Raw genomic sequence first — 26,504 nt, 5'->3', positions numbered from 1 at the left:
CGCGCGCAGGGGAAGGGGAGCCTTCCGGCGCTGGCCACAATCGCGCCGCTCGTGCATTGGGCATGCAAAGACATCATGCAAAGGGGAAATTTCGATGCCTTCAGGCCTTGCCGCACTGCTTGACGATGTGAGCATCATCGCCCGGACCGCTGCCGCGTCGGTCGATGACATCGCCGCGGCCGCCGGCAGGGCCGGTTCTAAGACGGCCGGCGTGGTCATCGACGATGCCGCCGTGACGCCCAGCTACGTCACCGGCCTGTCGCCGGCGCGCGAGCTGCCGATCATCTGGGCCATCGCCAAGGGCAGCTTCAAGAACAAGCTGCTGTTCCTGTTGCCCGGCGCAATCGTGCTGAGCGAATTCCTGCCTGCGGCCATCATCTTCCTGCTGATGGCAGGCGGCCTGTTCCTGTCTTACGAAGGCGCGGAAAAGGTGCTGGAGAAACTGGGCGGCGCGAAACACGGCAAGACCGTGGAAGACGTGATCGAGGATCCGGCCAAGTTCGAGAAGGAGCGCATTTCGGGCGCGATCCGAACGGACCTGATCCTGTCCGCCGAGATCATGGCCATCACGCTCAACGAACTGTCCGACCTGACCGTGTGGTGGCAACGCGGCATTGCACTGGCGCTGGTGGCCATCGCGGTCACTGTCGCGGTCTACGGCGCGGTGGCGCTGATCGTGAAGATGGACGATTTCGGCCTGTCGCTGACGAAACGGCCTAGCGAGGCGGCGCAGGCTTTCGGGCGAGGACTGGTCGCGGCCATGCCCAAATTGCTCACTGCCCTGTCGGTCATCGGGACGGTGGCGATGCTGTGGGTCGGCGGCGGCATCCTGCTGCATGGCACGCACGAACTCGGCTTCCATGGCCTCTACGACGCTGCGCACGGGCTGGAGGCGGCAGTCGCCGACGGGTTCGGTCCGGCAGGCGGCTTCTTCGGCTGGCTGACCTATGCCGCGGCGTCGGCCGTGGTCGCACTGGTGGCCGGCTGGCTGCTGGTCGTGCTGCTGCACAAGGTTTTCGGCCTCGGGCACAAGCCGGGCGCCGAAGGGGCGGCGCATTGACCACGCCCGTCCTCCATACCTGCCGCGGCTCGAGGGGCCTGCGCGCCACATGGGCGGCGGAGGAGGCAGGGGCGGATATCGACCTGAGGATGCTGCCGTTCCCTCCGCGAAAGAAAGCCCCGGAGTTCCTGGAACTGAACCCGCTCGGCACGATCCCGCTGCTGGAACATGACGGGACGCAGATGACCGAAAGCTGCGCCATCGCGGTCTATCTTGCCGGACTGGGCGGCAGGGGGAACCTGCTGGTGGCACGCGGGCAGGCCGATTACGCTGCCTTCCTCGATTTCACCTACCATGCCGATGCGACGATCACCTTCCCCCAGACCGTCTTCATGCGCTTCGCCCTGTTCGAGAAGGATCGCGGGCTGGAGGAGGCCGGTCATGCCTATGCCCGCTGGTTCCACAAGCGTCTGGTCAAGGTGGAGCAGCGGCTGGCGGGCCGCGACTATCTGTGCGCCGACCGCTTCACCGTGGCGGACATCTGTGTCGGCTACGCGCTGGTGCTGGCGAAAAGCGTCGGACTGGACGAGGGCGTGCCGCAAAGCCTCAGGGATTACCGCGACAGGCTCATGCAGCGCGACGGGTACAAGCGGGCGGTCAAGCGCGAGGCGGAAGGGTTGGAAGGCTTCTAGCCCAGCCGGTCCAGCACGTCCGACGCGAACAGGCTGAGCGTGTCGTCGCGTGCCCCCATGATGGCGATGCGGTCGCCGGGCTTCGCGTTTGCGACCAGCCAGTCGCCGCAGCCTTCCCGTGTATTGATGTGCATAGCCCGGCCGCCATTCTTGGCGATGAGGTCGACGATACGCTCGCTACCCTGGCTGCGGTCGACCGTGCCGCCGAAATAGACCGGATCGCACAGCAGCGTCAGATCGTCCGGGCCCAGTTCGTGGGCGAAGGTTTCGGCCAGCTCCTCTCCCATCTGCCGCAAGGGACCGTATCCGTGGGGCTGGAAGAAGGCGAGGACGCGGCCCGGATGCGCTTTCAGCGTCCGCAGGGTGGCGCGGCATTTCTCCGGATTGTGGCCGAAATCGTCGATCACGGTCACACCGCCCGGCGATACGCCGACGATATCGAACCGCCGGGCCAGCCCCCTGAAGCCGGACAGCGCCGCCACGGCGTCTGCCACGGGAACCCCGGCGGCATGGGCCCCGGCAATTGCGGCAAGAGCATTCGACAGGTTGTGGCGGCCCGGCATGTTCACGACCAGCGCATGCCTGCTGCCGTCGCGCCGGTCGATTACCTGCGCCGCCTGCCGGACCGGGCCGTCCGCATGGCTTCCCGGCTCGATTCCGATGGTCGCGCCCTTGTCCTCCACGCCGAAAGTGATGGCATTGGACGCCCGGCCCAGCAGTTGCAGCGCCTCGTCATTGTCGGTGTTGACGACCGCCGTGCCCGACGCGGCGAGGTAATTGCCGAACAGGTCGCGCAGTTCCTCCAGGCTCTTGTGGTCGAGGCTGACATTCAGCAGCACGCCGACATCGGGCCGGTATTGCGCGATGGACCCGTCGCTTTCGTCGACTTCGGAGACATACAGCGCATCGCTGCCAACCACCGCGCTGGCGAAGGGCCGGTCCTCGCTGACGAAGTTCTTCATCACCGCGCCGTTCATGATGGTCGGCGCATGGCCTGTCGCCTCGAGGATCCAGCCGAGCATGCCCGTCACGGTGGACTTCCCGCTGGTGCCGGCCACGGCGATGCCTTTTGCACTGGCATTGAACAGCGCGGCGTTGAGATCGGCGCGGGTCATGCGCGGCACGCCCAGTTCCTTCGCCCGCTGCACCTCGGGAACGCTGTCTTCCACCGCGGCGCTTGCGACCAGCACCTGCTCCTCGCTGGTGATGCCGCTGCCGTCCTGCGGGAACAGGGTGAAGCCCTGCCGTTCCAGCGCAGCGAATTTTTCCGGCGTCCGGCCCTGGTCGAAGCTGCGGTCGCTGCCTGCAACCTCGGCCCCGCGGCCCTTCAGGATGGCGGCGAGGGGCTGCATCCCGGAACCACCGATGCCGCAAAAGAACCAGGGGCGGGCGGTCAGGTCGGCGGCAGGATCGGGCAGGTCGGTCATAGCGGAAAGGTGACTAGCGCGAAGCGCCGCCCTTGCAACCATGAACCGAGGTGCGGCATGGGTTGTTCACATGACACGTATAGCCATCTGCGCCCCTGCAACGGCGATCACGCCCGCCCACGCCCACGCCATGCGGAAACTGGTGGCGGACGATTTCCCCGATTGCGAAGTGTGGTTTCACGACCAGTGCTTCAGCAGCCACGCCCATTTCGCCGGGACCGACCTGGAACGGATGCAGGCGCTGGTCGAATGTGCCAACCACCCCGACTACGATGTCGTCTGGTTCGCGAAGGGCGGATACGGATCGAACCGCATTGCAGAGGCCGCGATCGCGCGGATGAACGATGCGGCGCGCGCAAAGACCTATGTCGGGTTTTCCGACATGGGATATTTGCTCGCCGCGCTTTATCGCCACGGTATCGGACAGCCGGTCCACGGCTCCATGCCGGTAAGTGCCCGAAGCGAAGGCGGGCGGGAGGCGGTTTCGCGGGTCCTGCGCTGGTTCGGCGGCGACAGTAGCGGGCTGGAACCCTCGCTCGACGGGAAGACGCCGGTCGTCGCGTTCAACCTCATCACGCTGGCGATGCTGGTCGATACCCCGCTGCTGCCCGACCTTTCGGGCCACGTGGTGATGGTGGAGGAGGTGAGCGAGCACCTCTATGCCATCGACCGGCTTTTTTTCAGCCTCGCCAATACCTTGCCGCGCATTGCGGGCCTCAGGCTCGGCTCGGTCACGAACGTGCCGGAAAACGACCGCGAGTTCGGCCAGACGGCGGAGCAGATCGCCGAATTCTGGTGCAACCGTGCTGGCATCCCCTATCTCGGCCGCGCGGAAATCGGTCACACGGCTGCCAACAGGATTGTGCCGTTCGGACTTGCCAGCCCGTTCGGCGCTTCCTAGCGGCGCGTCCAATCAGGAGAGCAATTTCATGACCGCATTCATTTTTCCGGGCCAGGGCAGCCAGAAGGTCGGCATGGGCACGGACCTCGCCAAGGCCAGCCCCCATGCGCGCGAGGTGTTCCAGGAAGTCGACGACGCGCTGGGCCAGAACCTGTCGAAGATCATGGCAGAGGGGCCGGAAGACCAGCTGACTCTGACCGAAAACGCGCAGCCCGCCATCATGGCAAATGCCATCGCCACCCTGCGCGTGCTGGAGAAGGAAGGCGGCCTGACGCTGGCAGACAAGGCCGATTGCGTCGCAGGCCATTCATTGGGCGAATACACGGCCCTGTGCGCCGCCGGTGCATTCTCGCTCGCCGATACCGCCCGGCTGCTGAAACTGCGCGGGCAGGCCATGCAGGCGGCCGTTCCGGTGGGCGAGGGCGCCATGGCCGCCCTGCTGGGCGCCGATCTTGCGAAAGCGCAGGCGCTGTGTGACGCCGTGGCCGAGGGCGACGTGTGCCAGGTCGCAAACGACAACGACCCGGCGCAGGTCGTCATTTCAGGCCATCGCGGCGCGATCGAACGCGCGGTTGCAGCGGTCAAGGATCACGGGATCAAGCGCGGCATCCTGTTGCCGGTGTCCGCGCCATTCCATTGTAGGCTGATGCAGCCCGCCGCCGATGCCATGGCAGAGGCGCTCGCGAACACGCCGCCGCAGGCATTCACGGTTCCCATCTATGCCAATGTTACAGCTTCTGCCGTCAGCGACCCTGCCGAGGAGCAGCGCCTGCTGGTCGAACAGGTGACGGGCCGCGTCCGGTGGCGCGAAAGCGTGACCGCCATGTTCGAAGCCGGGAACGAGCATTTCGTCGAACTGGGCGGCAAGGTCGTGGGCCCGATGGTCCGCAAGATCGCGCCCGACTCCTCTGCAACCAGCGTCGTCACCATGGAAGATATCGAAGCCCTCGCAAAGGAGATCGTCTGATGTTCTCGCTCGAAGGAATGACTGCACTCGTGACCGGCGCCAGCGGCGGTATCGGTTCCTCCATCGCTGTCTCGCTTGCCCGGCAGGGGGCTCGGCTGGCGCTCTCCGGCTCCAATGGCGAGAAACTGCGCGCCTTTCGCGAGCAGTTGATCGAGGAAGTCGGAGGCGACCATGTCGAGATTACCTGCAACCTGACGGACAAGACGCAGGTCGATGAACTGGTCCCGGCGGCGATCGACACGCTGGGCTCGCTCGATATCCTCGTCAACAATGCCGGCATCACGCGCGACAACCTGGCGATGCGGATGAAGGACGAGGAATGGGACCAGGTCATGCAGGTGAACCTGGAAAGCGCCTTTCGCCTGATGCGCGCCGCGGCCCGCCCGATGATGAAGGCGAAATTCGGCCGGATGATCTCGATTACCAGCGTGGTGGGCGCAACGGGCAATCCGGGCCAGATGAACTACGTCGCGGCCAAGGCCGGGCTGACCGGCATGTCAAAATCGCTGGCGCAGGAACTGGCCAGCCGCGGCATCACCGTCAACTGCGTCGCCCCGGGCTTCATCCGGACCGCCATGACGGACGAGCTGACGGACGACCAGAAGAGCGCGATCAACGCACGCATTCCGATGGCGAAGATGGGCGAGGGCGACGACATCGGCGCCGCGGTCGCCTATCTCGCCAGCCGCGAGGCAGGCTATGTCACCGGCCAGACGCTGCACGTTAATGGCGGCATGGCGATGATGAGCTGATCCGCGTCCCCGCCGCCCGGCGGGGAGGGGTTTGGAGGCCCTTTCGAAGGCCGATTAGGAACGCGGGGGCGAACTCCCCCGCTTTATCCCCAGCAGAAGCCTCTACGGCGTCCTATACGCTTGCCCGTGGCCTTCGCGGCGGTAAGGGTAGGGGCGACATGTTTGCGGCGGGGAATCGCATTTCTCCTCGCCGTGTGAAGGGGAATTACCGATGAAGGCCACCATCGAACGCGCCACCTTGCTGCGCTGCCTGTCCCACGTGCAGTCGGTCGTGGAGCGGCGCAATACGATACCGATCCTGTCCAACGTCCTGATCGATACCAGCGACGGCGGCAGCGTGAAGGTGATGGCGACCGACCTCGACCTGCAGGTCGTGGAAACGATGACCGCGGCCAGCGTCGACAGTCCCGGGGCGATCACCGTGTCCGCGCACCTGCTGTTCGATATTGCGCGCAAGCTGCCCGATGGCAGCCAGGTCAGCCTGGAAACGGCGGACAACCGCATGACGGTGAAGGCCGGTCGCAGCCGGTTCCAGTTGCCGACCCTGCCGAAGGACGATTTCCCCGTCATCGTCGAAGGCGACCTGCCGACCAGTTTCGAGATCCCGGCCAAGACGCTGGCCGACATGATCGACCGCACCCGCTTCGCGATCTCGACCGAGGAAACGCGCTATTACCTGAACGGCATTTTCCTGCACGTGGCGGACGACGACAGGCCGGTGCTGAAGGCGGCGGCGACGGACGGTCACCGCCTTGCGCGCTTCACGCTCGACCGGCCCGATGGCGCCGAGGGGATGCCCGACGTCATCGTGCCGCGCAAAGCGGTGGGGGAGCTTCGCAAGCTGCTGGAAGAGAGCATGGACGGCAATGTCCAGATCGACCTGTCGGCCAGCAAGATCCGCTTCACCATGGGCGGGGAAGGCGGCATGGTCCTGACCTCGAAACTGATCGACGGCACGTTCCCCGATTACAGCCGCGTCATCCCAACCGGAAACGACAAGCTGCTGAAGGTCGATCCGAAAAGCTTCTTCCAGGGCGTGGACCGCGTCGCGACCATCGCGACCGAGAAGACGCGCGCGGTGAAGATGGGTCTCGATACCGACAAGGTGACGCTGTCGGTCACTTCGCCCGACAACGGCACGGCGTCGGAGGAACTGGCGGGCGAATACAAGGCCGAAGGGTTCGAAATCGGCTTCAACGCGAATTACCTGAAGGACATTCTCGGCCAGATCGACAGCGACGTGGTCGAGCTTCACCTCGCCGATCCGGGCGCGCCGACGCTGATCCGCAAGGACGAGAATAGCCCGGCGCTCTATGTATTGATGCCGATGCGGGTGTAACCCTCGCCAAGCCTGCCACTGCGCGCTAGCACTCCTTCGCAAAAGGAGAATCGCGATGCCGCAGCAGGTCGAAGTCGAGAAGAAAGCCATTACCAATGCCGAACTGGTGGAGGTCGATACCGCGCCCCTGCCGGAAGGCGGCGCGCGGCTGGCGGTGGAAAGCTTCTCGGTCACGGCCAACAACGTGACCTATGCCGTGGTGGGCGACGGGTTCGGATACTGGAATTTCTTCCCCGCATCGGATGGCAAGGGATCCGAAAAGGGCATCGTCCCCATGTGGGGCCATGCCCGGGTGATCGAGGACAATGGCAGCGGCCTGGGCGTGGGCGAACGGGTTTACGGCTACCTGCCGATGGCGACCCATCTCGACATCATGCCGGGCAAGGTGACGGCCCACGGTTTCATCGATGCGGCAGAGCATCGCCAGCCGATGAGCCCGGTCTACAACCAGTATTCCCGCCTCGCCGCGGACCCGGAGCACGACCCAGCGCGGGAAGGCGAGCGGATGATCTTCGGCCCGCTGTTCAAGACCGGTTTCCTGATCGAGTATTTCCTGCGCGGCGAGGAATGGTTCGGCGCGCAGCGCATGATCCTGACCAGCGCATCGTCCAAGACCGCGATGGGCCTTGCCAGCGTTGCCAGGCAGAACTCGCCCGGGATCCGCCGGATCGGCCTCACATCGGCAGGCAATGTCGAATTCGTCGAGAAGACGGGGCTTTATGACGAGGTGTTGTCCTACGACGCGGCAGGCAGCCTGCCCGCCGAGCCTAGCGTTTCCGTCGATTTTGCAGGCAATGCCGCCCTGTTGGCGACCATTCATCGGCAATTGGGCGATGCCCTGAAATATTCCTGCCTCGTCGGTGCGACTCATATCGAGGAACGCGGAAACGGCGGCATGGGCGGCGAGGAAGGGTTGCCGGGCCCCAAGCCGATGCTGTTCTTCGCCCCCGATCACGCGGTGGCCATGTTCAAGGAACTGGGCCCTGAGGAAGCGGGCAAGCGTGTCGCAGCCGCGTGGCACGGCTTCCTCGCCGAGGTCGGCGGCACGGTGACCATCGAGAGGCATTCGGGCCTTTCCGCCGCCCGCGACCAGTTCGTGAAAATGGCCGGCGGCGATATCGACCCGGCGGCGGGGATCGTGATCGAGCCCTGACCGGGAAGCGATGCGGGGCTGCAAGGAAGGGGCGAGCAATGGACAGGCAGCCGAGCTGGAACCCGCCTGAAGACAGCGGCATCGCCATTCGCTTCGTCGAGGCGAACGGCCTGACCTTCGAAGTCGCGGAAGCGGGGCCGGCGGAAAGCGACCACCTCGCCCTTTGCCTCCATGGCTTTCCCGAACTGCATTATTCGTGGCGGCACCAGATCCCGCTACTCGCCGGGAAGGGCTACCGCGTATGGGCGCCCAATATGCGCGGCTATGGCGCGAGCGACCGGCCGGGTGCGGTCCGCGACTATGCGCTGGACCACCTGACGCAGGATATCGCGGCCCTGATCGATGCGAGTGGCGCAAAGAAGGTGACCCTGGTCGCCCACGACTGGGGGGCCATCGTCGCGTGGATGTTCGCCATCCTGAAACTTCGTCCGCTGGAGCGGCTGGTCATCATGAACGTGCCGCATCCCATGTGCTCCATCCGGGAAATCAGGAAATGGCGGCAGTTCAGGAAGAGCTGGTACATCTTCTTCTTCCAGCTTCCCAAACTGCCGGAGATGGTACTGGCACGCAGGACCGCAGGCTCGATCATCGCGTCCAGCGCCTGCAACAGGGCCAATTTCGGACCGGAGGTCCGCGCGGTCTATGACGCGGCGGCAGCGCGGCCCGGCGGGCGGCACGCGATGGTCAATTACTACCGCGCATTGCTACGCCATCAGGACGTGGTCGATCCAGGCGATTACCGGGTCGAGGTGCCGACACTGATGGTATGGGGCGAGGAGGACGTCGCGATCGATATCCACTGCCTCGACGGAACGCAGGAATGGGTGCTCGACCTTACGATAGAGCGGCTGCCCGGCGTGTCCCACTGGGTGCAGCAGGACGCGCCCGGCTCGGTCAATGCCATTCTGGAGCGCTGGTTGCCCGGCGCGGCCTGAGAAACAGCCAGGGTCAGGCCGCTTCCAGCGCGTCTTCCTCCGCCGCATCGAGGAAGCCCTTCAGACAGGCAATGCTCTCGTCCGCATGGGTCAGCAGGAACAGGTGGCCGCCGCCTTCGAAGACCTCGAGCCGCGAGTTCGGAATGGCCGCTTTCAGGATCTTGCCATTGGTCAGCGGCACGATCTGGTCGTCCTCGCCCATCATGATCAGCGTCTGCTTGCCGAGGAAGGGCAGGGCAGGCAGGCTGGTCCAGCCCAGCATTGCGATGAGCTGGTACATGTAGCCACGCGGCGACGGCGGCTTCAGCCGTCCGATATGGCTCGACTTGGCATCGGGGTCCTTCAGCGCGCCGCCATACAGCGCGGCGAAGTGTTCGTTCATGTAATCGGCATCAATATAGCGCCGCGGATTGGCCATTTTCGTAAAGGCGGCCGGATTGCCCGGCACCATGAGCATGCCCGCCGTCGTCGCCACCAGCACGAGCCGCCGGACCATGCCGGGGTGCTGCAGCGTAAAGTGCTGAGCCATCGCGCCGCCCCAGCTGACGCCCATGACATCGCATTCCTCGATGCCGTATTTCTTCAGGAGTTTGGCCGCGGTCCAGCTCATCGTGAAGGGGTTGTACGGCAGAACCGGATCGGGGCTTTCCCCCGTGCCCGGCATGTCGAACATGATGAAGCCGCGATCGGTCAGCGCTTCCGCCAGCGGTGCCACCGCCTCGATATTGGCGCCGATACCGTTGAAGAACAGGATGGGCAGGTGCTCGCTCGGCTCGTCCAGTCGCCAGCGCGCGACACGCAATTGCCGTCCCCCGACCTGCTCGATCCCGATCTCGCAGGTCATCGGTTCGTCCTTGGATGCTGTCATGCTGGCGACCTTCCTTTGGGTTATGCTGCAACCGCGAAGGCGGTCACACTTCCTCCACTACGTAGAGACCGGGCGCCGGGTCCAGAGGTTTGTGATTTTTGTTGCCCAGCTTTCCCGGCGCAGCTTTCTTGTCCCCGGCGCGGGCCTGAATCCATTCCATCCAGTAAGGCCACCAGCTTCCCGCGACTTCCTCCGTACCTTTCAGCCATTCGTCGGCGGTATCCGGCAGCTTGCCCTTCTTCTTCTGAACGTAGAACTTCGCCTTCGGATTGCCGGGCGGGTTCAGGATCGCCTGCATGTGGCCCGACTGGCTCAGGACATAGGTCACGTCTTTCGATCCGAACAATTGCGTCGATCGATAAGTCGCTTTCCAGGGTGTGATGTGATCGGTCACCCCGCCCAGGATGAACAGGTCGCTCTTCACCTTGGACAGGTCGATCTTGTGATCGACCATCTCGACCTCGCCTTTCTTCGTGAAGGCGAGTGTCTCGAATACGGTCAGGAAATCGCCCATCAGGCTGGCGGAGAGATTGGTGGCATCCGCGTTCCAGAACAACACGTCGAAGGCGGGCGGGTCCTCGCCCAGCAGGTAGTTGTTGATGACGTAGTTCCAGATGAGGTCGTTGGGCCTCAGCCACGCAAAGCCGCGGGCAAGGTCGTCGCCCTTGACGACGCCTTTTTTGGCCGCCCGCCGCTTGGCCAGCGCGAGCCCGTTTTCGCTGATGAGGGAGCCTGCCTCGATATCGTTCTGCTTGGGGTGCAGCACGCAGACCATCAGGGTGAGAGCGCCCAGAAGCTCATCCTTGTCGGCCGTCATCTTGCTCGCGAGCATCGCGGCGGTCTGCCCGCCGGAACAGCCGGCAGAGACGTTGACCTTCTTCGCGCCGGTAATGTCGGCGATGGCCTCCATCGCCTCGCGGCAGGACCGGACATAGTCGGCCATGTCCCAGACACCCTGTTCCTTTGACGGGTTGCGCCAGCTGATGACGAAGGTCTGGATACCGTTGTCGACCTGCCATTTGACGATGGATTTTTCCGGCGACAGGTCGTTGATATACATCTTGTTGATCTGCGGCGGGATAGTCAGCTGCGGGATTTCGTACACCTCGTCCGTTGTCGGGGCATACTGGATCAGTTCCATCATCTCGGTCCGCAGGACGACCGAGCCTTTCGACGTGGCGACGTTCTCCCCCAGCTTGAACGGGCGCTTGTCGACCTGGCTTACCATACCCTTGTTCTGGGTGAGGTCGGTATAGGCGTTCTTCAGCCCCTTGATCAGCGACAGGCCGCCGCTGTCGATCATGCGCTTCTGCGCGGTCGGGTTCCCCAGCAGCGTGTTGGTGGGCGCGACGGAATCGATGATGATATTGGAAATGAACCGGGCGCGGTCCTTCTCCAGGTCGTCCAACTCGAGCTCTTCCAGCCAGTTCGCCATGCCCTTCTGCACGGCGAGGTAGTATTGCGCGCCCGCCCGCATGAAGGGGTTGTAGCGCCAAGCCGGGTCCATGAACCGCTTGTCCTTGGGGTGGGGGGCCAGTTCGCTCTTCCCCGTCATGATCTGGATAATGTCCATGCCCATCGCCTGGCTGTGGCGCATCAGGCGCTGCGGGTCGGAAGCGGTTTCGCGCAGCAGGACCGCAACGGCCCCGATGATGTCTTCCCGCGTCAGGCCGATAAGCGGCCCCAGCGCCGTGGTGGACTGGGCGGCTTCGTTTTCCAGCTCGGTCGTCATGTTGTGCAGCATCCTCTCTCTATCGGCCCGCCTTTTTCCGGCGGTGTCCGTTTGCTGTTTCTCGTCTTCAACCATTCAGGCGCAATGGGCGTTCCGCGTGCGGGCCTGACTACGAGCATCGTCAATCATGAGCCGCGTCGCGGGCAGCAATCATCTCCTCCACGGCGGTGAACTTGCGGCGCGGCGCGCCGTCCCTTGCAGCGGCGATTTCCGCTTCGTCGATCTTCTGCCAGTCGCGGAAGGTCACGAGGTCGAGCCCCGTTTCGGCTGCATGGGTATCGAAGCCTTCGCGCCCGGGTTTGGCGACGGAGGTAATCGCCTTGCTCTCGAGGTCCTCCGCGATCCGGTCGATGATGGCATAGCCATCGGGCCGGTTCGTCCCGATCGTACCGCTGGGGCCCCGGCGTGCCCAGCCGACGCAGTAGAGGCCGGGCAGGATGCGTCCCTCGTCATTGGCGAACCGCCCGGCCCGTTCATCGAACGGGACGTCGGGGATGGGCGAGGTGCGATAACCGATGCAGGTGACGACGAGGTCGGCAGGGATGCGATAGGTCCGTCCCGTGCCGACCGCGCGTCCGACCTCGACCGAGGTTTCCTCGATCTCCACCTGCGTGACTTTCCCGTCTCCGTAAAAAGCCATGGGACTGGCGAACATGTCGAAGTTTATGGTGATCGGTTTTTCGCCGCGGATATTTTCCGGAATGGCTGCGAAATCGCGCAGCAGTTTCACCGATTTGCGAAGGCCCGGCTCCAGCATGGAATCCTCGCCCTCGGACGGGAGGTCTGCAGGCTCCACCCGCGGGCTGGCCCGTTCCAGGTCCATCAGTTCCCCCAGTTCCTTGGGAGTCATCATGATCTGATGGGGGCCGCGCCTCCCGACAATGGTGATGGTTTCCAGCCTGGATGCATCGAGGGCATCCAGCGCGTGATCGACGATATCGGCCCCTTCGAATTCACGCCTGCTCTTCGCCAGGATGCGCGCAACGTCAAGGGCGACATTGCCCATGCCGATGACGACGGCATTTTTGCCGGACAGGTCGGGCGCGAGATCGGCAAAGTCGGGATGCCCGTTATACCAGCCGACGAAGGCGGCGCTGCCGAAGATGTTGCCAAGCTCTCTGCCGGGAATATCCAGCTCCCGGTCGCGGGGCGCTCCGGTCGCCAGTACGACCGCGTGGTAGAGCTGTTTCAGTGTCTCGATGTTAACGTCTTGACCAACAGTCACATTGCCCACGAACCGCACGTTTTCCGTCAGCGCGGTTTTCTCGAACCTGCGGGCCACGCCCTTGATCGACTGGTGGTCGGGTGCGACCCCTGTACGGATGAGGCCGTAGGGCACGGGCAGGGAATCGAACACGTCGATCCGGACATCGTCGCCCCACAGCTTCTGCGCGGCTTCCGCCGTGTAATATCCTGCCGGCCCCGATCCCACGATGGCGATATGCCGCATGCTCTCTCCCCCGAACTGGCAGCAATCCTGCGCTGCAATCACGACCCTGCTGCCTACCGTGCAGAAGGGCAAGGGCAGGGAACCGAAATCGCGAGGGAACAGACTGCGTCAGCCGGTCATGGCTGACAAGCGATTAACCGCGATCGGAAAGTGTGCGGTTTAAGGTTTTTAAACCGCTGGTCGCGCATGGAAACGGCATGGAAGACAAGGATCCTTCGGAGCGCGCGTCGCCCCGGGTACCGCGCAAGCGCGTGAATGCCCCCGCGCGCGCCCGGAAGAAGGCTTCCGGTGCCGCGCGCGAAGCCTGCCGGAGAGAGTCCCCGAAGGCCTCGTCATCGAAGACTCGCACACCCGAAGACAGGGCCAGCGCTTCCGAAAAATCCCGCACGACCGATCGCCGCGATCGTTCGGGCAACCGCTTGAAACCCTCGCCCCGCGCTGCCGCCAACGGCACATACATGCTGCCGACGAACTGGTGGCTGATGGCGGCGGCATACCTGTCGTCGGCCGTGACGGCCTTCGCAATAAACGTGTCGCTGCCTTCCCTTCCGGCAACGGCCCTGTTCGTTCTGGCGCCTCTGCTGACCGTGGCGACGCGCTGGTTCAATAGTTGGGAGCGTGACACGCCGCGCGACGAAAACGTGTCGTTCGCCGCCGCGTCCACCGTGGTCGTGGTGCCGGCGCTGATGTACGGGTTCGGTTTCGCGATAGAAGCATTCGCAGGCAGGATCGGGACCTTCCTGTTCGTCGGGGCCATCGTGTCGATCTCCGCCGTGTCCGCCGTTCTGCTATCGGGCCGGGCGATTGCGCTGTTCGGGTGGAAGATTGCGGTGTGGAGCCCCTTCGTCTTCCTGTCGGGAAGTCCTTCCGCCTATCTCGTCCTCGCGATCTTCGTCGTCCTTTGCTATTTTACCGGCCGTTACCAGATGCGTGTCGACCGCGAGCGGGCGGAGCGCAATCTTGCCGATGCGCGCATCCGGAACCGCGCCGTCGATATCCTCAACGATTACGAGAACACGCGGCAGGGGTGGTTCTGGGAAACGGACCGCCGGGGCCAGCTTACTTACCTGTCGTCGCCGATTGCGAAGCATCTGGGCACGACGCCGGAAGAACTTCTCGGGCGCTCGATCCTCGACCTTTTCGAAATGGGCAATGACAACCGCGAAGGCGAGCGATCGGTCAACTTCCACCTGTCGGCACGCTCTGCATTCCAGGAACTGGCGGTGCAGGCGGCGACCGGCGATGGCGAGCGCTGGTGGTCGATAAGCGGCAGGCCCGTCTTCGACAATTTCAAGAATTTCTGCGGGTTCCGCGGTTCGGGCACGGACCTGACCGAGAAGAAGCGCAGCCAGGAACATGCCTCGCGGCTGGCCCACTTCGACTCGCTGACAGGGCTCGCCAACCGGTTCCAGATGTCGCAGACACTCGACAAGATCCTGTCCTCTCCGCAAGAACAGAACCGCGAATGCGCCGTGTTCCTGCTCGACCTCGACCGGTTCAAGCACGTCAACGACACGCTGGGCCATCCGGCGGGCGATGCGCTGCTGAAACAGGTGTCCCAGCGTCTGGAAGCTGCCGTGGGCGAAAATGGACGAGTCGGCCGGTTGGGCGGGGACGAGTTCAAGGTCATCCTGCCCGGACGCAATCCACGGGCGATGCTTGCGCAGCTGGCCGCCGACGTCATCCGGTCGCTTTCGCAGCCCTATTCGGTCGAGGGGCACCGCGTGGTCATCGGCGCGTCGATCGGCATTGCGATCAGCCCGGACGATGCGAAGGATATCGACCTCATTATCCGCAACGCCGACCTCGCGCTGTATGCGGCGAAGGACGGGGGCAGGGGGCGCTACCATTTCTACGCCAAGGATCTGCATTCCGCAGCCGAGGAACGCAGCAAGCTGGAAGAGGATCTGCGCGAGGCGATCGAGAACGACGCGCTGGACATCCAGTATCAGCCGGTCGTCGAATGCTCGAGCGAGACAATCACCGGTTTCGAGGCGCTGATCCGCTGGTTCCATCCGCAGCAGGGGGCCATCCGGCCCGACAAGTTCATCCCGATCGCAGAGGATACCGGCCTCATCCAGGATATCGGCGCCTGGGCCATCCGCCGCACATGCCGGGACCTTGCCAGCTGGCCGGAAAACATCCGCTGCGCGGTGAACGTGTCGCCGCTGCAGTTTTCCAATACGGACCTGCCGAAGGTCATCACCCGCGCCATCTCCGACGCGGGGATTTCTCCTTCCAGGCTGGAACTGGAAATTACCGAGAGCGTGTTCCTGAGCGATGACGAGGGCACGGACGTGATGTTCAGCGCTCTAAAGAAAATCGGGGTCCGGCTCGCGCTCGACGATTTCGGGACCGGCTATTCCTCGCTCGGCTATCTGAAGACCGCTCCGTTCGACAAGATCAAGATCGACCAGAGCTTCGTTCGCGGCGCGACCCAGCCCGGCAGCCGCAACGGTGCCATCATCGCCTCCATCACCAGCCTCGCGCAGGCGCTGGGCATGGATACGACGGCAGAGGGCGTGGAGACCCTGGACGAGCTGGACCTCGTGCGGATGCACGGGTGCAGTCACGTGCAGGGATATATCTACGACAAGCCGCTGTCGCTTGCCGACGCCAGCCAGAAACTGCGCGACGGGCCTACCGCGGTCGCGCGCGGACCCAAGTCCGCCCGCGCACCCCGCCAGACGATGCTGCGCAAGATCGTTCTGGAAAACGCGGGCCAGTATTACAACGGCACGGTACGCAATATCTCCGTCACGGGCGCGCTGGTCGAAGGCCTCTACAACGTGCCTGTCGGTACGCTTTTCCGGCTTGCGCTGAGCGAGACGCTGATCGTGTCGGGTACCACCAGGTGGAGCAAGGACGACCGCATGGGCGTGGAGTTTGCGCGGGCGCTGGAAACCGATCCGCAGGGCGGCATCGTCGGCCTGAAAACGGACACGCAATTTGCCGTTGGCAGCGGCATCAGGAAAAAAGCATGAAGCTGCTGCGCCCCCTACAGTTTTCCAACCGCATGCGGCGCATCCCGCCGCCGTGCACAGTGATTTTCACGCGCGCCTGGGGGGGCGACCATGGGTCTCAATAAGTTCTTCTCCCGTTCAACCGTCACGGAAGAACCGGTCAGTCCGATAGACGCCTACAGCGCGTCCGATCCCCGGCGCATCAAGCTGCTCGACGCTATCGAGGAAAGCGACCTGTCCTGGTTCTGGGCGACCGATGCCGATGGCAAGATCGTCTACCTGTCACGGGCTGCACAGGAAAAACTGACAGGCGAGGGCATCGATTTTCACGATCTTTCGCTCGTCCAGCTGTTCTCCACCCCGATCAGCGAAAGCGATGACGAGCACGGTCGCCAGCGACCGCTGCCGTTCCTGCTTCGCGCACGCAACTCCATCAACTCCCTGCCGGTGAAGGTCGCCACAAAGAAGGACATCTGGTGGGAAATCTCCGGTCGCCCGCAATTCTGCGAAAAGGGCGAATTCACCGGCTTCCGGGGTAGCGCCAAGGATATTTCGGCGCAGCGCCAGGGGCAGATCGACGTCAATCGCATGGCGCAATACGATGCGCTGACGGGTCTTGCCAATCGCCACCGCATGGAAACGCGGATGGCCAAGCTGCTCACCGCATCGAAGGCCAGCCAGCGTTCCTGCGCGATGATGATGCTCGACCTCGACCGGTTCAAGCAGGTGAACGATACGCTTGGCCACCAGGCTGGCGACGAGTTGCTGAAGCAGGTCGCCCAGCGACTGGACCGCATCATCGGCGACAAGGGCGAGATCGGCCGGCTGGGCGGCGATGAATTCCAGATCATCCTGCCCGACATGGACGATCGCGGCGCTTTGGGCGATCTTGCCCAGACGCTGATCCAGATGGTTTCGCAGCCATATTCGATCAATGGTGCGCGGGCGATCATCGGAACCTCGGTCGGGATTGCCATTGCTCCGTTCGACGGGATCGAAACGGACGAACTGGTCGGTGCGGGCGATCTGGCCCTGTACGCCGCAAAGGCCGGGGGGAGGGGGCAGTACCGCTTCTATTCCAGCGACCTCAGCTCCGACGCGCACTGGCGCCGCCAGATCGAGGAAGACCTGCGGGATGCCCTCGCAACCGATGGGCTGGAAATGCAGTATCAGCCGCTGGTCGATGCCAAGACCAACCGGGTGAAGTCGTTCGAGGCGCTGGTGCGCTGGAACCATCCCGAGCGCGGCTGGGTCAGTCCCGCCGAGTTCATTCCCGTGGCGGAGGAAACCGGCCAGATCCTCGACCTGGGCGAATGGGTGATCAGGATTGCCTGCCGCGATGCTGCGCAGTGGCCGGAAGAACTGGTCGTCGCGATCAACGTGTCGGCCATCCAGTTCGCCAACGAAAACCTGCCCACCATCGTTTCCGACGCCATGATGTCGTCTGGCCTTCCGCCGGAGCGGCTGGAACTGGAACTGACGGAAAGCGTGTTCATCGGCGATCCGCACGCGACGCACGAGATGTTCGCGACGCTCAAGAAGATGGGCCTGCGGCTGGCGCTCGACGATTTCGGCACCGGCTATTCCTCGCTCGGCTATCTGCGCAACGCGCCATTCGACAAGATCAAGATCGACCAGAGCTTCGTGCGCGGCGCGTGCGAGGGCGGCAACAACAATGCGGCCATCATCACCGCCATCGTCAGCCTGGCCGAAGCGCTGGACATGGTGACCGTTGCCGAGGGGGTCGAGGCGCATGACGAACTGGACCTCGTCCGGGAATTGGGCGCGACCCACGTCCAGGGCTGGATCTACAGCAAGGCCCTGCCGCAGGATGCGGTCATGGAGAAACTGGCCAGCGGCGAACTGGAGTACGAGCCCAGCGGCCCGGCAAAAGCCCGCGCAAGCCGCAAGGCGATGTTCCGCAAGGTCGGCGTCATCCACGAAGATCACCGCTACGAGGTGGTCATGCGCAACCTCTCGCGCACCGGCGCCCGTATCGAGGGCCTGCTGAACGTTCCGGAAGGCACGGACATGGTGCTCGACCTCGGCAACGGGCAACTTGTCGTTGCCGTCGTCCGCCGGGCCGAGGAAGCCGCGCAGGGCCTGGAATTCGAGACGAAGCTGATCAGCGACGGTGCCGATGGCCTGTGCACCCGGCACCGCGTTTCTCCCTATGCGCTGGCAGCGGCTGGAATGCCGCTCGCGGCGCTGCCGGCAGGCAGCTACGGCGTAGCAGAAGCCGTGGGCGTCAATCCGCGTTCGCGACTCCACTTCCTGCAGATCGAAACCTCACCCGCCTGAGCGACTTCAGCGCCGTAAAGCCCGGCGCGCGAACAATCGTCACGGGCGGTGCAATGCCATGCTGACATCCGGTGACGGCAGCGCTATCTGCGCTGGCGATGACCGATTTATCCAAGATCCGAAATTTCAGCATTATCGCCCACATCGATCACGGGAAGAGCACGCTTGCCGACCGGATGATCCAGTATTGCGGCGGCCTGACCGCGCGCGAGATGTCCGAGCAGGTGCTCGACAACATGGACATCGAGAAGGAGCGCGGCATCACCATCAAGGCGCAGACCGTGCGCCTGAACTACACCGCGAAGGACGGCGAGACCTACGAGCTCAACCTCATGGACACGCCGGGCCATGTCGACTTCGCCTACGAGGTCAGCCGCTCGCTCGCCGCGTGCGAGGGCGCGCTGCTGGTGGTGGACGCGGCGCAAGGGGTAGAGGCGCAGACCCTCGCCAATGTCTACCAGTCGATCGAGCACGACCACGAAATCGTCCCCGTCATCAACAAGGTCGACCTGCCCGCGGCAGAGCCCGAGCAGGTCCGCATGGAGATCGAGGAAGTCATCGGCCTCGACGCATCCGAAGCCGTGCTCACCAGCGCGAAATCCGGTCTCGGGATCGAGGACGTGCTGGAAGCCGTCGTCGCGAAGATCCCGCCTCCCGCAGGCGACCGCGACGCGCCGCTTAAGGCCAGCCTCGTCGACAGCTGGTACGACCCCTATCTGGGCGTCGTCATCCTGGTGCGCGTGATCGACGGCGTTCTGAAGAAGGGGCTGGACGTCCGCTTCATGCAGGGCGGCACGCAGCACCTCGTCGACCGCGTCGGCTGCTTCACTCCCAAACGCACCGACCTGCCGGAAATCGGCCCGGGCGAAATCGGCTTCATCACCGCGCAGATCAAGGAGGTGGAGCAGGCCCGCGTCGGCGATACCATCACCACGACGAAGAACGGCGCGGACAAGGCGCTGCCCGGCTACAAGGAAGTGCAGCCGGTGGTGTTCTGCGGCATGTTCCCGGTGGACGCGGCGGATTTCGAGAAACTGCGCGAGAGCATCGGGAAACTGCGCCTTAACGACGCCTCCTTCAGCTTCGAAATGGAAAGCAGCGCGGCGCTGGGCTTCGGCTTCCGCTGCGGGTTCCTCGGCCTGCTGCACCTTGAGATCATCCAGGAACGGCTTAGCCGCGAATACGACCTCGACCTCATCACCACCGCGCCGTCCGTCGTCTACCGCATCCAGCTGGGCAAGACGAAGAACGAGGACGCGAAGACGATCGAGCTGCACAACCCCAGCGACTACCCCGATCCCAGCCGCATCGAACTGATCGAGGAACCGTGGATCAAGGCGACGATCTACACCCCCGACGAACATCTCGGCCCGATCCTGAAACTGTGCCAGGACCGGCGCGGCATCCAGACCAACCTGACCTATGTCGGCGGCCGCGCGCAGGTGACATACGAGCTGCCGCTGAACGAGGTGGTGTTCGACTTCTACGACCGCCTGAAATCGATCAGCCGCGGCTATGCCAGCTTCGATTACGAACAGATCGGCCTGCGCGAAGGCGACCTGGTGAAGATGAACATCCTCGTGAACAACGAGCCGGTCGACGCGCTATCCCTCATCACCCACCGCAGCGTGGCGGAGGAGCGGGGCCGCGGCATGTGCGAACGCCTGAAAGACCTCATCCCGCGCCACCTGTTCAAGGTCCCCATCCAAGCCGCCATCGGCGGCAAGATCATCGCCCGCGAGACGATTGCGGCGATGCGCAAGGACGTGACCGCGAAATGCTACGGCGGCGATATCTCGCGCAAGAAGAAGCTGCTGGAGAAGCAGAAGAAGGGCAAGGCCCGGATGCGGGAATATGGGAACGTGAGCATTCCGCAGGAGGCGTTTATTGCTGCGCTGCGGATGGGGGAGGAGTAGGGGGGGCGAATCACCCTACGTTTCCGATCTGGACCCGGACGCTCTCGATATTAAAAACCTGCGTACTAAGGGCGCGTGCGCGGGAGGGGTCAAATAACGCGAAATTGAAGCCTTCGCTGATAGCGCTTCGGTAAACAACGCCGTCGTACCCTCGTTTCTTGATGAACTCGCACAAAAACTGGGTTGGAACATATTCTATCGCGGCCCCTTTTGGTACAATCGGCCTGGTCAATTCTTCACCAAGCCTTTCGATGAAGGGAATGTCGTTACGAAGTTGCGCGATACTGAAGGTATCGTCCAAGATGAATGGTGATACGTACCCTCTGGGATCGCGCAGATCGACTGCGGTAATTGGACCATCAATTTCAAACGTCGCTATACATATTTTCTCGCCTGTATGCGGTCGCACTTCGCTTGCAGATGTCTCCGCTGCAGAGGCGAGATAAAGATATGGTATGCCTGGTGGATTTGCGCGCCCGTGGCTTGCGAGACGGCCCGGCGGCGCTCCCATATCAGAAAGCTCGAAACCGTCGATGTTTTCGGTGATACGCCCGCGATACCAACGACCAGGAAGATCACTTGTTAATAAGAAATCAAGAAGGTCAGAAAGCCGATCCATATCGATTAAAGATTGATCAAAGAAATAGCGGTTCTTTTCTTTCAATTCTGTCTTTAATTCATCCCATTTCGCGAGCGGCTGCTGAAGTTCTGGTGAAATCGGCTGCATAGGGACATCAATGGGAAAAGTAGGGCCGAGAGCGTCAGATATGAGACCAAGCTGATCCTCACGCGAGACTTTGGTTTCGTCAAATACTCGCCAGTCTGATGCCATCCACTCAATAAACGACTTCCCGTCTTTCGCGATTTTGTAAGATGAATAAAGCAGTTCAAGTTGTTCTGTTATACTGGAAATTTCGAACAACGTAGATTGCTCAGAACTACATGTCCGGCACCTGCCAATTTCTGAAGAATTGGAGGGTCCTAATTCGTAACGAATATGACGATCAGCGAAGCAATTTATACAGCAAATCATCTGATTTAGGAAAGGAAGTCAGCTAAAGTTTCTATATGATGGATCATCGACAATTTTTTGACTTGTCCTAAGCCAGGGAAATGTTCCTCGGCATGCAGATCTCGGAACTGCTCAATTGCGCTCGACTCAAAGATTTGTGATTGATCAGAATCCAAATGGTCGATCAAATTCGAGAGTGCTTGGCCAAACTTTCCGGCAGGGTCGGTCGGAGTGCTTCTATCTTCTGATAAAAAGTGATGGACGTACATGATGTTTTCATCATCAGCGTCGATGAAAGTAACATGGATTGCAACTGCGTAGGCTGGCCCACCTCCTTCGACGAATTCGTCACCCACAATCAGAAAATCACCAAATCCCTGCATCCCCATACTCTGAAAGGTCAGGTGCAGTTCGGAGAATTTTTCAACTTCCGGATAGTCAGCATTTTTTTGGCGATCAAAGCCATCTCGCAAAAGAACCTTGTGTCCTGCGCTGGCAAAGTGGTTCCTGTAGAGGACTTCAGAATGACGTTCGAAAAAAACATGCTTGCTCGTTTCTAGATCATCGCCCAGCGCCTGAGCTAACTGTCCAGCAAATCGAAACCCCGCATGAATGAAGATAGGGTCGTGGCCTTGATGAGCATTATATAATTCCATAGCGTGCTCAGTGAGGGTGTCTTTGCTAAGGAAAATTCCAGCGGTGATTGAGTCAAATTCCTGAAATTCCTGAGCAAGAAGGGAAGAAATCGGCTCTCCATCCTCGGATAAGTCACCGTGATAGGGATTAACGACTACAATTGCCTCGCCCCCTGCCTCGCAAACTGCCTCAAGGGCGCGGTGTAAGCCGCGCAAATTGTCACGAACAGGCTCAATAATCGGAACGAAATCGCTACTTGCCATAACTTCGGCTGTGTCGCGGATGGCTATCAAGTCGAATTGTTTGCCACGGAAATATGGATAGTACAAATACGTATCCTTTTTACAAAGAAGCGAGTTTCACTTTCATCGCGTTACTTAGGTTTTCGCGCTCAGGCATGGTTAGCCTTAAATTCATCACCGCAGGCATCACTGATTTCGGAAAGTTTTGCAAGGCTTCTCTAAGGGATTCTTTCGAACGTGTCTTCCTCAAAGTAGCTACCATTGCGTTGTGTGCATTTGCCGGATTGAGGTGCTCAAAAGTTTTAGACATCGTGCGTCGGAGGCGCGTATTAGGGACATCTGGTACTCGCTCACCACACTTAGCAATAATATTCTTGATCTCCAAGTTTGTAAGCGAAGAGAAAATAGTATTCAAGCAGAGCGAGGAAATGTCGGGAGTTGCCGTCCGGAAGGTGGAAATTCTATTCCAGCGAGTGAGGAGTAAAATTCCAACATCATCAGGCAACACTGATTGCACTTCATTGAGGTGACTGGCGGAGCAGATGACGAAGTTTCTGGCGAAGACTCTCCTATAATCTGCGATTTGACCGGCTAGCCTTCCAAGATTGTCGCGGTCAGATTTTATCTCATAAGCGGTCGAAGTTCCGTTGAAGATGACAACGTCAGCCTTTGATCTCCCCGCGCGGAACTCATTTACCATACTAGCGGTGGCTAATGAATGGGTGCCCAGAAGAACATTGTGAGTCAGGGCCGCTTTGTAGACGTACTCACTTCTAAGACCGCTTGTGCGCAACAGTTCGAATGCGGATTCAAAGGCATGAGCGGCTGTTTTTTCCTCTGATGCCGCAAGGTCAATACCTGCATCTACGCACAGAGACCGAAATTCGCTAAAGTCCCCTTTTTTTGCGATATTCCTCAATACACCCGTCGAAAATAGGCGGCTAGCGGCAACGTACCGAGTGTTTTTGGCCTGTTTCTTTTTTTCTAACATATTGCATTAAAACGATTTAAAGAAATGTCTTGCCGAAACCTCTAACTAGAATGTTCAGATTCTTCCGTCAAATGGTCCCGCGTGCGGTGTCCACCGTGGTGTGGGCCACGGCCCAGGCCACTTTTCACTTCACCTCCATACGGCGGGTCCCAAAACCTACTCACCCCGCTTCCCCACGAACAATTCATGCTCCGGGTCGTGATAGGCGCAGTAGCCGTTCGCCTCGTCCTCATCCATCTGGGCTTCGTGCGCTTCCAGCAGGGTGCGGGCGCGGGGGCTCATCAGGCTCAGGTGCTTTTCGCGCGCCGCGTCGAGCTTCGCATCGATCGCATCCAGCACGGCGTCCTCGCTTTCCAGCGTGACGCGGCGTTCGTCCTCCCATTCCTTCCTGCATTCGGCGCGCCACTGCTTCTTCAGCCGCTCCATTTCCATCTTGCCGACGGCGTTCAGGCCTTTCGCCCGGCCTTCCGTGAAGCGGTCCGGTGCGCGGTTCCTCAGCATGAACATCAGCAGGCGATCGTTATAGACCGTGCGGCTGCCGACCAGCTCGCCATAGGAATAGACCGGCACCTCCACCCCGTTCAGCGCGCGGTCCATGGCTACGTCTTCCACCCGCTGCATCCCCAGGTCTACGGCGGCAGTCCATGCGGCGGCGAACTCCTCCGCCCCGGGCTGGCGGCGCAGGTAATATGCGCCGACCGTGCTGCGGCGCACCTGCTTGCAGGCGGACGCGACGGAGCCGGTGTCGGCCAGCGCCTCGATGAAAGCGCGCTGCACCTCGGGCTTCCAACCGTTGCTGCGGTCCACCTTGCGGGGCACGGGGGTAAAGCTGGCGATACGCTCGGGAAGGCGATCGGGGAGGATGGCGGAGGGTTCGGGTGCGTCGCTCATGCGCGCTGATGAAGCACATCACGCCCCCTGTAGGACAGCGAATAGGGTTGCCCGCCGGACAACCCTTCGCGCGCTGACCTGTCGCTTACGGACGCGTCTGTCCGTCGCCGTGGACGAGGTATTTGAAGCTGCAGAGCTGCTCCAGACCCACGGGACCGCGGGCGTGCATCTTGCCGGTGGCGATGCCGATCTCCGCGCCCATGCCGAACTCGCCGCCATCGGCGAACTGGGTGGAGGCGTTGCGCATCACGATGGCGCTGTCGATCGCGGTCATGAAAGCCTGCGCCGCGGCGTCATCTTCCGCCATGATGGCATCGGTGTGGTGCGAGCTGTGGCGGTCGACCCAGTCGATGGCTTCATCCAGGCCGTCGACGATCTTCACGGAAGCGATGGGATCGAGATATTCGGTGTTCCAGTCGGCCTCGGTCGCAGGCTTGATCCGGCTGTCGATGCCGACCGCTGCCTCGTCGCCGCGCAGTTCGCAATCCTCGCCCATGATCTCGGCAAGGCGGGGAACGAAGTCTTGGGCCACGGCCCTGTCGACGACGATGCTTTCGGTGGCGCCGCATACGCCGGTGCGGCGCAGCTTTGCGTTGCGGATGATGGTCGCGGCCTTGTCGAGGTCGGCGCTTTCGTGGACGTAGCTGTGGCAATTGCCATCGAGGTGGAGGAGGGTGGGAACGCTCGCCTGGTCGCGCACCAGTTCGACGAGGCCGCGCCCGCCGCGCGGGATCACGAGGTCCACGAACTTGTCCGCCTTCAACAGTTCGGCCACGGCAGCGCGGTCGGTGGTCTGCACCGTCTGGACGGCGTCACGGGGAAGGCCCGCCGCTTCCAGTCCCTGCTGCATGCAGTCGACGATGACGCGGGTAGAGTGGCGGCTCTCGCTACCCCCGCGCAGGATCACGGCATTGCCGCTCTTCAGGCAAAGCGCGCTGGCATCGGCGCCAACATTCGGGCGGCTTTCGTAGATCATGCCGATCACGCCGATGGGCACGGCCACCCGGTCGATGACGAGGCCATTGGGCCGCTCGAACGTAGCCAGCTTGCGGCCCACCGGATCGGGCAGTTCGGCGATTTCCTCCAGCGCGGAGGCCATGCACTCGATCCGTTCTTCATTCAGGCGGAGGCGGTCGATGAAGCTTTCGGGTTTCTTCCCCTCGACGCTCGCAACGTCCTTGTCGTTGGCTTCGATGATTGCGGAGGACTCGTCGCGCAGCGCCTTTGCAGCTGCGTGCAGGGCGGCGTTCTTCGCCTCGGTGCTGGCAGACAGCAGGGCGCGGGCCGCGTCGCGGGCCTTCGTGCCGAGTTCGTGGATGTGGATTTGCGGGTCTAGGGTCTGGTCGTTCATATCTACCTCAATATCTGGTCCGGGCGCGCGTTCCGCTGCTCCGGTGAAAAGTGTCGTGATCGGTGCGCCGTTCAGCGCAGTTCCACCGCGCGTTCATAGGCCGCGGCAAGACAGGCTTCGAACTGGCGCGACATGGTGCCGTCGCCGTTGAGCGCATCCAGTCCGGCTGCGGTGGTCCCACCCTTGCTGGTGACGGAATTGCGAAGGTCTTCCAGCGCGCTGTCCGACTGGTCCTGCGCCATGGCGACCGTGCCCGCCATTGTGCCGAGGACCAGGTCGCGGGCCTGCTCATCAGTGAAGCCCATGCCCTTGGCCGCTTCGACATAGGCGCGGGCCATCTCGAAGATGTATCCGGGACCGGATCCGGCGACTGCGGTCACGCGGTCGAGCTGGTCTTCCCCGTCCACGACGATGGCAGTGCCCGTCCGGTCCATCATGGACTGCGCGTGGCGCAGGTGATCGGTGGCGGTATCGGGGCTCGCGCAAATGCCGCTCACCCCCTGGCCGATGGCGGCGGGAAGGTTAGGCATCACGCGAATGACGGGTGCGCCGTCCAGCAGGCCGGATATGCGATCGATGGAAGCACCGGCCGCAATGGAAAGGACGTAACCGCCGTCCGCCAGGTGGGCGACATAATCGGGTAGCACGTCGCCGATAATCTGTGGTTTTGTTGCGACGATGACGACGTCGAAACGCTCATCCGAAAGGGCGGATCTTTCCTGGAAAAGACGAACCCCGTCCGGGGGCTGCGTCAGGCCCGGATCGACGATTGTGAATTGTTCGTCGCCTTGCTTCCAGTGTTCAAGCAAAGCGCTGCCCATCTTACCGCAACCGATAAGTAATACGTTTTTAGTAATAAGTTATACCTCGAATGTCTTGAATTCATCTCCTGCGAAGGAGACTTTTCGTGAACTGAATTTGGATGGATCAATTCCCCGCGACGAAGCGATGTGTCAGGGGAAATCGATTTAATCTATCCTTGTAG

At 62.1% G+C, this 26,504-nt stretch carries 21 protein-coding genes; 11 read left to right on the top strand and 10 right to left on the bottom strand.

Translation table 11 applies throughout. The annotated features are described in order from the left end of the window. Window positions 1-94: 94 nt before the first annotated feature. Together PF049_10175 and PF049_10170 are read left to right on the top strand one after the other, a co-directional pair. A complete protein-coding gene (locus PF049_10175) occupies window positions 95-1,060 on the top strand; it encodes a DUF808 domain-containing protein (protein WBY15963.1) in 966 nt (321 codons plus the stop codon). Next, window positions 1,057-1,692 carry a glutathione S-transferase family protein gene (locus tag PF049_10170; protein ID WBY15962.1) on the top strand — a complete coding sequence of 212 codons (636 nt, stop codon included), beginning with the start codon at window positions 1,057-1,059 and terminating at the stop codon, window positions 1,690-1,692. Before PF049_10175 ends, PF049_10170 begins: the two co-directional genes overlap by 4 nt. On the opposite strand, the gene PF049_10165 is transcribed toward PF049_10170, so the two are convergent. Next, window positions 1,689-3,119, bottom strand: a complete 1,431-nt coding sequence (locus tag PF049_10165; GenBank protein ID WBY15961.1) for a Mur ligase family protein — start codon at window positions 3,117-3,119, stop codon at window positions 1,689-1,691. The genes PF049_10170 and PF049_10165 overlap by 4 nt on opposite strands. Before the next feature lie 70 nt (window positions 3,120-3,189). Here PF049_10165 and PF049_10160 point away from each other — a divergent pair, with 70 nt between their 5' ends. The 6 genes from PF049_10160 to PF049_10135 all read left to right on the top strand — a co-directional run bounded on the left by PF049_10160 (window position 3,190) and on the right by PF049_10135 (window position 9,166). Further along, the gene (locus PF049_10160) at window positions 3,190-4,020 is read left to right on the top strand and encodes an LD-carboxypeptidase (protein ID WBY15960.1); all 831 of its coding nucleotides are present in this window, start codon (window positions 3,190-3,192) and stop codon (window positions 4,018-4,020) included. Window positions 4,021-4,048: 28 nt separating this feature from the next. After that, window positions 4,049-4,987 (top strand): ACP S-malonyltransferase, encoded by a 939-nt coding sequence (gene fabD, locus PF049_10155; protein WBY15959.1) that lies wholly within the window; start codon window positions 4,049-4,051, stop codon window positions 4,985-4,987. Then, window positions 4,987-5,739, top strand: coding sequence for a 3-oxoacyl-[acyl-carrier-protein] reductase (gene fabG, locus PF049_10150; GenBank protein ID WBY15958.1), 753 nt, complete (start codon window positions 4,987-4,989; stop codon window positions 5,737-5,739). The genes fabD and fabG overlap by 1 nt, the downstream gene beginning before the upstream one ends. A gap of 211 nt (window positions 5,740-5,950) precedes the next feature. Further along, entirely contained in the window at window positions 5,951-7,078 is a 1,128-nt protein-coding gene (dnaN, locus tag PF049_10145) for a DNA polymerase III subunit beta (GenBank protein WBY15957.1), read from the top strand. A gap of 55 nt (window positions 7,079-7,133) precedes the next feature. Then, complete coding sequence (locus tag PF049_10140) at window positions 7,134-8,231, top strand: DUF2855 family protein (GenBank protein WBY15956.1); 1,098 nt, start codon at window positions 7,134-7,136, stop codon at window positions 8,229-8,231. 38 nt (window positions 8,232-8,269) lie between these two features. After that, the gene (locus PF049_10135) at window positions 8,270-9,166 is read left to right on the top strand and encodes an alpha/beta fold hydrolase (protein ID WBY15955.1); all 897 of its coding nucleotides are present in this window, start codon (window positions 8,270-8,272) and stop codon (window positions 9,164-9,166) included. 13 nt (window positions 9,167-9,179) lie between these two features. On the opposite strand, the gene PF049_10130 is transcribed toward PF049_10135, so the two are convergent. From PF049_10130 to PF049_10120, 3 genes are all read right to left on the bottom strand, one after another. Continuing rightward, window positions 9,180-10,034 (bottom strand): alpha/beta fold hydrolase, encoded by an 855-nt coding sequence (locus PF049_10130; GenBank protein ID WBY15954.1) that lies wholly within the window; start codon window positions 10,032-10,034, stop codon window positions 9,180-9,182. A 43-nt stretch (window positions 10,035-10,077) separates the two neighbouring features. Then, window positions 10,078-11,766 carry an alpha/beta fold hydrolase gene (locus PF049_10125; GenBank protein WBY15953.1) on the bottom strand — a complete coding sequence of 563 codons (1,689 nt, stop codon included), beginning with the start codon at window positions 11,764-11,766 and terminating at the stop codon, window positions 10,078-10,080. Window positions 11,767-11,887: 121 nt separating this feature from the next. Beyond that, window positions 11,888-13,216: an FAD-dependent oxidoreductase gene (locus PF049_10120; GenBank protein WBY15952.1), complete on the bottom strand. Its 1,329-nt coding sequence runs from the start codon at window positions 13,214-13,216 to the stop codon at window positions 11,888-11,890. A 458-nt stretch (window positions 13,217-13,674) separates the two neighbouring features. On the opposite strand from PF049_10120, the gene PF049_10115 reads away from it, so the two are divergent. The 3 genes from PF049_10115 (at window position 13,675) to lepA (ending at window position 20,396) form a co-directional block, all read left to right on the top strand. Continuing rightward, entirely contained in the window at window positions 13,675-16,200 is a 2,526-nt protein-coding gene (locus PF049_10115; protein ID WBY15951.1) for an EAL domain-containing protein, read from the top strand. 90 nt (window positions 16,201-16,290) lie between these two features. Next, window positions 16,291-18,480, top strand: coding sequence for an EAL domain-containing protein (locus tag PF049_10110; protein ID WBY15950.1), 2,190 nt, complete (start codon window positions 16,291-16,293; stop codon window positions 18,478-18,480). A 98-nt stretch (window positions 18,481-18,578) separates the two neighbouring features. Beyond that, window positions 18,579-20,396, top strand: coding sequence for a translation elongation factor 4 (lepA, locus tag PF049_10105; GenBank protein ID WBY15949.1), 1,818 nt, complete (start codon window positions 18,579-18,581; stop codon window positions 20,394-20,396). Window positions 20,397-20,406: 10 nt separating this feature from the next. On the opposite strand, the gene PF049_10100 is transcribed toward lepA, so the two are convergent. The 6 genes from PF049_10100 to PF049_10075 all read right to left on the bottom strand — a co-directional run bounded on the left by PF049_10100 (window position 20,407) and on the right by PF049_10075 (window position 26,355). After that, window positions 20,407-21,318, bottom strand: a complete 912-nt coding sequence (locus PF049_10100; GenBank protein ID WBY15948.1) for an RES family NAD+ phosphorylase — start codon at window positions 21,316-21,318, stop codon at window positions 20,407-20,409. Window positions 21,319-21,434: 116 nt separating this feature from the next. Further along, window positions 21,435-22,373 carry a sce7725 family protein gene (locus tag PF049_10095; protein WBY15947.1) on the bottom strand — a complete coding sequence of 313 codons (939 nt, stop codon included), beginning with the start codon at window positions 22,371-22,373 and terminating at the stop codon, window positions 21,435-21,437. Window positions 22,374-22,386: 13 nt separating this feature from the next. Next, window positions 22,387-23,277: a sce7726 family protein gene (locus tag PF049_10090; GenBank protein WBY15946.1), complete on the bottom strand. Its 891-nt coding sequence runs from the start codon at window positions 23,275-23,277 to the stop codon at window positions 22,387-22,389. A 156-nt stretch (window positions 23,278-23,433) separates the two neighbouring features. Then, a complete protein-coding gene (locus PF049_10085) occupies window positions 23,434-24,168 on the bottom strand; it encodes a hypothetical protein (GenBank protein WBY15945.1) in 735 nt (244 codons plus the stop codon). 85 nt (window positions 24,169-24,253) lie between these two features. Further along, entirely contained in the window at window positions 24,254-25,519 is a 1,266-nt protein-coding gene (locus tag PF049_10080; protein WBY15944.1) for a glutamate-5-semialdehyde dehydrogenase, read from the bottom strand. A gap of 71 nt (window positions 25,520-25,590) precedes the next feature. Next, window positions 25,591-26,355, bottom strand: a complete 765-nt coding sequence (locus PF049_10075; GenBank protein ID WBY17899.1) for a pyrroline-5-carboxylate reductase — start codon at window positions 26,353-26,355, stop codon at window positions 25,591-25,593. Between the last annotated feature and the right edge of the window lie 149 nt (window positions 26,356-26,504).

The sequence above is a fragment of the Erythrobacteraceae bacterium WH01K genome (genome assembly GCA_027941995.1).
GTDB lineage: Bacteria > Pseudomonadota > Alphaproteobacteria > Sphingomonadales > Sphingomonadaceae > CAJXSN01.
Note: the sequence above shows the minus strand (reverse complement) of the source record. Positions and strands in the feature narration are given on the sequence as shown.